This window comes from Azospirillum isscasi (assembly GCF_030849505.1).
In the GTDB taxonomy this organism is placed as follows: domain Bacteria; phylum Pseudomonadota; class Alphaproteobacteria; order Azospirillales; family Azospirillaceae; genus Azospirillum; species Azospirillum isscasi.
The window spans coordinates 23302-30019 of record NZ_JAUJFI010000061.1; the positions used below are offsets into that span (position 1 = coordinate 23302).

General features: G+C 69.7%; 7 protein-coding genes. 6 read left to right on the forward strand and 1 reads right to left on the reverse strand.

Features of this window, described 5'->3' with window-relative positions:
- The first annotated feature begins 90 nt into the window (after nucleotides 1-90).
- The 6 genes from QSG27_RS14115 to QSG27_RS14140 all read left to right on the forward strand — a co-directional run bounded on the left by QSG27_RS14115 (nucleotide 91) and on the right by QSG27_RS14140 (nucleotide 6512).
- A complete protein-coding gene (locus tag QSG27_RS14115) occupies nucleotides 91-942 on the forward strand; it encodes a hypothetical protein (RefSeq protein WP_306707144.1) in 852 nt (283 codons plus the stop codon).
- Nucleotides 943-982: 40 nt separating this feature from the next.
- Nucleotides 983-1576 (forward strand): hypothetical protein, encoded by a 594-nt coding sequence (locus QSG27_RS14120; RefSeq protein ID WP_306707146.1) that lies wholly within the window; start codon nucleotides 983-985, stop codon nucleotides 1574-1576.
- A gap of 290 nt (nucleotides 1577-1866) precedes the next feature.
- Nucleotides 1867-2607 carry a beta-ketoacyl-ACP reductase gene (gene phbB / locus QSG27_RS14125; protein WP_306707148.1) on the forward strand — a complete coding sequence of 247 codons (741 nt, stop codon included), beginning with the start codon at nucleotides 1867-1869 and terminating at the stop codon, nucleotides 2605-2607.
- Nucleotides 2608-2997: 390 nt separating this feature from the next.
- Nucleotides 2998-4155 (forward strand): acyltransferase family protein, encoded by a 1158-nt coding sequence (locus QSG27_RS14130; protein WP_306707150.1) that lies wholly within the window; start codon nucleotides 2998-3000, stop codon nucleotides 4153-4155.
- Nucleotides 4156-4211: 56 nt separating this feature from the next.
- On the forward strand, nucleotides 4212-5411 hold the full coding sequence (locus QSG27_RS14135; protein ID WP_306707151.1) for a lipid II:glycine glycyltransferase FemX: 1200 nt from the start codon (nucleotides 4212-4214) through the stop codon (nucleotides 5409-5411).
- A gap of 60 nt (nucleotides 5412-5471) precedes the next feature.
- Nucleotides 5472-6512, forward strand: coding sequence for an SIS domain-containing protein (locus tag QSG27_RS14140; protein ID WP_306707152.1), 1041 nt, complete (start codon nucleotides 5472-5474; stop codon nucleotides 6510-6512).
- 127 nt (nucleotides 6513-6639) lie between these two features.
- On the opposite strand, the gene QSG27_RS29270 is transcribed toward QSG27_RS14140, so the two are convergent.
- The coding region (locus QSG27_RS29270) for a 4Fe-4S dicluster domain-containing protein (protein WP_407653212.1) at nucleotides 6640-6718 on the reverse strand (79 nt) is incomplete at its 5' end.

The window sequence follows — 6718 nt, forward strand, 5'->3', positions numbered from 1 at the left end:
CCCCCGGCACGCCTGAGCACCCGATGCCGGCGGGCGGCAGCCCGGCCCGCCCGCCGGCACCCGCAACCCCCCGTGTCCGCAAGGTGGCCGATGTCCCAGTTCGTCGATCTGGCGCGCAACCTTCTCGCGCTTGAAATCAACACCGTCCTGAAAACCGGCATTTCGGCGGAAAAGATGCCGCTGGCGGGGGATGCGCTGATCGATCTGGCGCAGGAATACCATGTCTTCCTGTGCGAGCATCTGGACGTCTTCGGCAGCCGCGAGACGGCGGTCATCGACCCTTGGGCCAGCCGGATATCGGAAACGTTCCATTGGGGGCTGGCGCCCTTCACGCCGCCGTCCGACACCACCCAACCCGACCGTTACGACCCGTTCTTCTTCGGGCGCGACCTGCCGGGCAACGATCCCGCCCGCGGCACCACCCTGAAGGTCTTCGACGACATCCGCGAGGTGGCGAGCTGGCTGCGCGAGATGACCGACCGCACCCTGGACGCGGCGCGGCAGCCCGGTGCCGCCGCCGACCTGCTGTCCGCCGCGGCGATGATCGACCGCGACGCCGCTCCGATCCTGATGCGCATCCAGCGCAATTCCGACCAGATCAACGACATCCTGCGGCGCCGCGGGCTGGACACGGTCAGCTATCTGCGCGGCATGGACGACGAGGTCCGGCGCATGCCGGCGCTGAAGACGGCGGACGTGGTGACCATCCGCAAGGCGTGGGACGTCGGGACCGAGCTGGTGGTCATGCAATCCACCATCCAGATCGACGGCGACGTGGTCACCCGCCTGCTGAAGGGCCGGGACAACGCCGGCAGCACCGTCATGATCGGCGTCCACAAGGACGCGGTGGACGTCTCCTTCCGCTATTGGAGCTTCCTGATCGACGCGCTGGGCCGATTCGCCGGCAAGGCCGTGAACAGCCTGGTGGGAGACACGGGGTAGCCGGCTGCGCCAGCGCCTTCTCGGCGACCTCCCGCACGGCGTGGTCTGGCGGCGCGACGCCCTGGCCGAGGTGGCGGGGCGGCTGCGCCGGGGCAAGGCCGGCCTGATCCCAAGGCGTGGGCATGGCGTCGCGCTGATGCTTCAGTTCTTCGTCCAGGGCGGGCGGACGATCACCCTGCGGGTGCCCGTGGCCTCTCCGGCGCCCGGCGGCGGTTGCCTGCGCACGGTGCCGGTCCGCGTGTCGATCCAGCCCGACGGGGATGTTCTGGTCGCCCTGCCCCGCGCGGCGGTGGAGGACGGGCGGTTCGACGCCGTGTCCGCGGCGCGCCTGACCGCGCAGATGCGCCGGCTGGTGGCGCGGGTCACCACCGCGAACCCGCTGTGGGGGATCGACGCACTCCAGGCGCTGGGCGAGGCCGCCGCCGCCGTGGTCGGGCTGTGCAGCGGCGCCGTGCTGCTGTGGAACGGGTTCGAAGAGATGACCGCCGGCCAATGGGCGCACAGCGGCGCGACGCTCGCCCTGCTGGCCGCGCCCGCCGCTCTGGCGACGCTGCGGCCCTGGCTTCTGGGGGCGGTGGCGCCCAAGCTGTTCCCCCTCGCGCTCAGGGCCGGCGGACGAATCGCGCGGATTTGAGCCGAATGCGCCGGGCCGGACCCCTGGTGCGGTGCAGTAAGGCCCTGAAAATTCATTTCTTATTGACATTCCTGTGAAAAATTGCGCTTGCACGCATCTGCGATGTTGCAGCGCATTGGCCCGGCCGCGGACTTGATCTATATTGCTCCTGCCGTTGAAGTTGATGGCCGCCTCAATAGGACCATCGGCGCGACAGCCCTCCCAACCAGAAGCAACCCCTTTGCTTCTGGAGTTCATCAGCGGGCTTGCCTCACCAGGAGCTGGCCGTTTCAAATACTGGAGCGTTTGTAATGTCTCAGAAGATCGCGCTCGTCACGGGTGCCATGGGTGGCCTCGGCACCGCCATCTGCCAGGCCCTGGCTAAGGACGGTTACCTCGTGGCGGCCAACTGCCTGCCGAACTTCGAGCCCGCCGCCGCGTGGCTGGGCCAGCAGGAAGCCCTCGGTTTCAAGTTCTACGTGGCCGAAGGCGACGTTTCCGACTTCGAAAGCTGCAAGGCGATGGTCGCCAAGATCGAAGCCGACCTGGGTCCGGTGGACATCCTGGTGAACAACGCCGGCATCACCCGCGACAAGTTCTTCGCCAAGATGGACAAGGCCCAGTGGGACGCGGTCATCGCCACCAACCTGAGCAGCCTGTTCAACGTCACCCAGCAGGTGTCGCCGAAGATGGCTGAGCGCGGCTGGGGCCGCATCATCAACATCTCCTCGGTGAACGGCGTGAAGGGCCAGGCCGGCCAGACCAACTACTCCGCCGCCAAGGCCGGCGTGATCGGCTTCACCAAGGCGCTGGCCGCCGAGCTGGCGACCAAGGGCGTCACCGTCAACGCCATCGCGCCGGGCTACATCGGCACCGAGATGGTCATGGCGATCCGCGAGGACATCCGTCAGACCATCATCGACAGCGTTCCGATGAAGCGCCTGGGCCGTCCGGACGAGATCGGCGGTGCGGTGTCCTACCTCGCGTCGGAGATCGCCGGCTACGTCACCGGCTCGACCCTGAACATCAACGGCGGCCTGAACTATCAGTAAGCAGCCGGTTCGGTAAGCCCGCCCTTTCCCGGTCTCCGGACCGGGAAAGGGTCTCGGGCCAGTTTGGGCCGATCCGGGCCGATCGCCCTACGATCCTCCGTTCACGGTAGAACGCCCGGGGTTCGGGCGCCCCGTTCGCGCCGGAGGCATCCCGTTCGCGCCACGGCTTCGGCAACGAGCGGTCACCTGAACAGTATACTCCCGCAGATTTCCTGTTGAATCCATTCGGGCGCCTGTATTCGCGCCTGCCAACGGCTATGCTCCCCGGCAACACGCAAGTTGCGTCCAGGGACCGCACCGCGCTCGTCTTCCGGAAACAACAGATGTCGAGAACCTGCACATGGGGACCCCCCATGCGGGAAGGGAGGGACCATGCCTGAAACGCCCAAAATGCAGACGCCGCCGATGGGCGGCCATCCCAACCAGGGTTCCAGGGCCGAATACGTCTACGGGATCGACATGGTGCGGTTCGCCGCGGCTCTGCTGGTCACCGGCTTTCACCTGACCTGGCGCGACCCCGCCGTCGCCGACGCGATGTGGTCCGGCTGGGCCGGGGTGCAGGTCTTCTTCGTGGTGTCGGGCTTCGTCATCGCGAATTCGGCGAACAACGCCACCCCCATCGCCTTCATCCGGTCGCGGCTGCTGCGCCTCTATCCCGCCGCCTGGGTCTGCTCGGTCCTGTGCCTCGTCGTGCTTCTGCTGATGCCGGAGCCGGACGCAAATCTGGCGCGGCGCTTCATCGCCTCCTTCGCCCTGGCGCCGGACGGTCCCTACATCGCGTCGGCCTACTGGACGCTGCCGGTCGAGATCGCCTTCTACGCCGCGGTCTTCCTGCTGCTGCTGAGCGGCCATTTCCACCGGCTGCCGCAATTCGCCCTGGCGCTGGCCGCCGCCAGTTCGGCCTATCTCGGCGCCTACGGCCTGCACGTCTTCGGCGTCCTCGATCTGCCGTTCCTGGAGTTCGAGTACGGCATGCTGAACATGACCCTGCTGCGGCACGGCGTGTTCTTCGCGCTGGGGATCTTCCTGTGGCTGTGGTCGCGCGGCAAGCTGACCCGGACGGGCATGGCCGCCGCCCTGCTGGCGCTCGCCGCGGCGCCGCTGGAGATCACCGCCCGGTCGGTGGAGTTCGTGGCGCGCTCGCCGGTGCCGCTGAACCTTGCCGACCTGTGGACGGGTCCGCTGCTGATCTGGGGCCTGTCCCTTCTTGCCATTGCCGCCTCGGCGCGCTGGCGGGCGGACGTCGCGGCGCTGCCGCCGTCCCTGCTGGCCCTGCTGCGGCTGATCGGGCTCGCCACCTACCCGCTCTACCTGCTGCACGAGGTGGTGGGCGGCTCGGCCAAGGCGCTGGCGATGCAGGCCGGGGCCTCGTCCATGGCCGGGGCGGTGACGGGCGGCGCCCTGTCCATCGCCGTGGCCCTTCTGGTCGCCGCGGTGCTGGAACCGGCGGTGCGCGACCGGCTGCGCCGCCTGCTGGACATCCCGCAAGCCGCCTTCTCCGGCCGGCCCGCGCTCAGCACCCTCTACCGCTCCGGCGGAACCGTCTGACCGTCACCGAACGCTTCCACAAACCGATCGCCGTGAATTCCAGGGGAGAATCCTGAATGTACACCGATGCGCTTGGCGGCGATGTCCTGTGCCCGGCGTCCTCCGTCGAGATCGACCGGGTCGACCGCAGCGGCTGGTACGCCATCCTCGATGGCTTCGACGACGCCAACATCTTCCAGACCTGGGATTATGGCCGGATCGCCCACGCCGGGCGCGAGCTGAGCCACCTCGTCGTGCGGCGCGACGGGCGCCCGGTGGCCGCGGTCCAGGTGCTGCTGCGCCGCGTGCCGGGCATCGGCGGCCTGGCGCTGGTCATGTGGGGGCCGATGTGGCACCCGCGCGGCCAGGGGCCGGACCATACCGCCCTGCTGACCGCGCTCCACGCGCTGAAGGCGGAGTATGCGGACCGGCGCGGGCTGCTGCTGCGCCTGCTGCCCCATGTTTCCCAGGCGGACGGAGAGGCGGTGACGGCGGCCCTGGGCACGCTGGGGATGAAGCCAAGGGAGGAGAAGGCCCCCTACCGCACCTTCGTCACCGACCTGACGGCGGACGAGGCGGGCCTGCGCTCCAACCTGTCCCACCACTGGCGGCGCGGGCTGAACAAGGCCGAGCGGATGGGGATCGAGGTCGTCGAAGGCTCCCACGCCGACCTGCTGGAGACCATCGACGACATCTTCGTGGAGACGCAGCGCCGCAAAGGCTTCAAGGCGTACGACAGCCGGACCTTCACCCGGATCAACGAGGCCCTGCCGCCGCGGCGGAAGATGCGCGCCTTCCTCGCCCTGCACGAGGGGCGGCCCGTGGCCGGGGTGGTCGTGTCGCTGTTCGGCACCACCGGCCAGATGCAGAACTCCGCCACGCTGGAGGCCGGGCTGCGGGTGAACGCCGCCTATCTTCTGCAATGGCGGGCGCTGCTGTGGATCAAGGCGAACGGCGGGCTGCGCTACGACCTGCACGGGGTGAACGCCCAGACCAACCCCGGAGTCTACCAGTTCAAGCGCGGCCTTGCCGGCAAGCATCCGGTCGAGACGGTCCATATCGGCACCTTCGAGTCGCCCGGCACCCTGCCCAGCCGCCTGCTGGTTCATGGTGGCGAGTCGATGCGCGCGCTTGCCGGGCGCTGGAAATCCCGGGCCGGCGAATTCGCGAACCGGCTGCGCAACTGGAAGCCGCCCCAGGCGACGCACGGCCCGGCGGAGGAGATGGACACCGCCGACACCGCCACACTGGCGAAGGCGCCGACCGGCCCCGCGTGAACCCACCACGCCACCCGGTTGTGAGGCGTGCTATGATCGGCCAGGAACGGAGGCCGATCCATGACCAGCACCCCACTCATGATCCAGGAGGCCGCAACCGCCCCCGCGGCGGTGCGGCGCCTGCTCGCTTCCGACGCCGACGCGGTGGCCGCCCTCGCCGACCGGCTGCGGGCCGTGCCGCCGCCCTTCGCGATGACCATCGCGCGGGGCAGCAGCGACCACGCCGCCGGCTATGCCCGCTATCTCTTCGAAACGGCGCTGGGGCTGGTCACCGCCTCGGCGGCGCCGTCGGTGGTCACGGCCTATGGGGCGGAGCTGCGGGTGAAGGACGCCTTCGTGCTCGCCGTCTCCCAATCGGGCCAGAGCCCCGACCTGCTGCGCGTCGCCGAAGCGGCACGGGCGGGCGGCGCGCTGACGGCGGCGCTGGTCAACGCGGAGGACTCGCCGCTGGCGGAGCGGGTCGCCCACCCTCTGCCTCTGCACGCCGGGCCGGAACTGAGCGTCGCCGCGACCAAGAGCTTCGTCGCCAGCCTCGCGGCGCTGGCCCGGCTGACCGCCGTGTGGGCCGCCGACGCGGCGCTTCTCGACGCGCTGCCGGCACTGCCCGGACGGCTGGAACGAGCCGGCGCCGCGGACTGGTCGGCGGCGCAGCCAATGCTGGAGGCGGTGCCCGGTCTGCTGATCGTCGCGCGGGGCCGCAGCTACCCCATCGCGCAGGAAATGGCGTTGAAGTTCAAGGAGACCGCCGGCACCCACGCCGAGCCCTTCAGCGCGGCGGAGGTGATGCACGGCCCGATGGCGCTGGTCGAGCCGGGCTTCCCCGTGCTGGTCGTGGCGGTGCGGGACGAGACGCTGGACGGTGTGCTGGACACCGCCCGCGCGCTGAAGCAGGCCGGCGCGCATCTTCTGATCGCCTCTGCCGAGGACCGGGCGCTGGATCTGGCCGACACCCCCCTGCCCCTGCCGCCGCCGCTGCACCCGGTTCTGGATCCCATCGCGGCGATCCAGGCCTTCTACCCCTTCATGGCCCGGCTGGCGGTGGCGCGCGGCTTCGATCCCGACCGACCGCGCCATCTGCGCAAGGTCACCCGGACGGTCTAGGAGACACCTCGAATTCGCGGTGAGGCGTTGTCAACCTCGCGGCCGGCCTCGCGCCGAGTGGTGAAGGCACACCTACGCGCGGCGCAGACCTTCCCGCAATTTGTGGAAGAAGCGCTCTGCCTCCCCGTCACATCCCGCCGGGATAGTTGGGTCCGCCGCCGCCTTCGGGGACGACCCAGTTGATGTTCTGGGTGGGGTCCTTGATG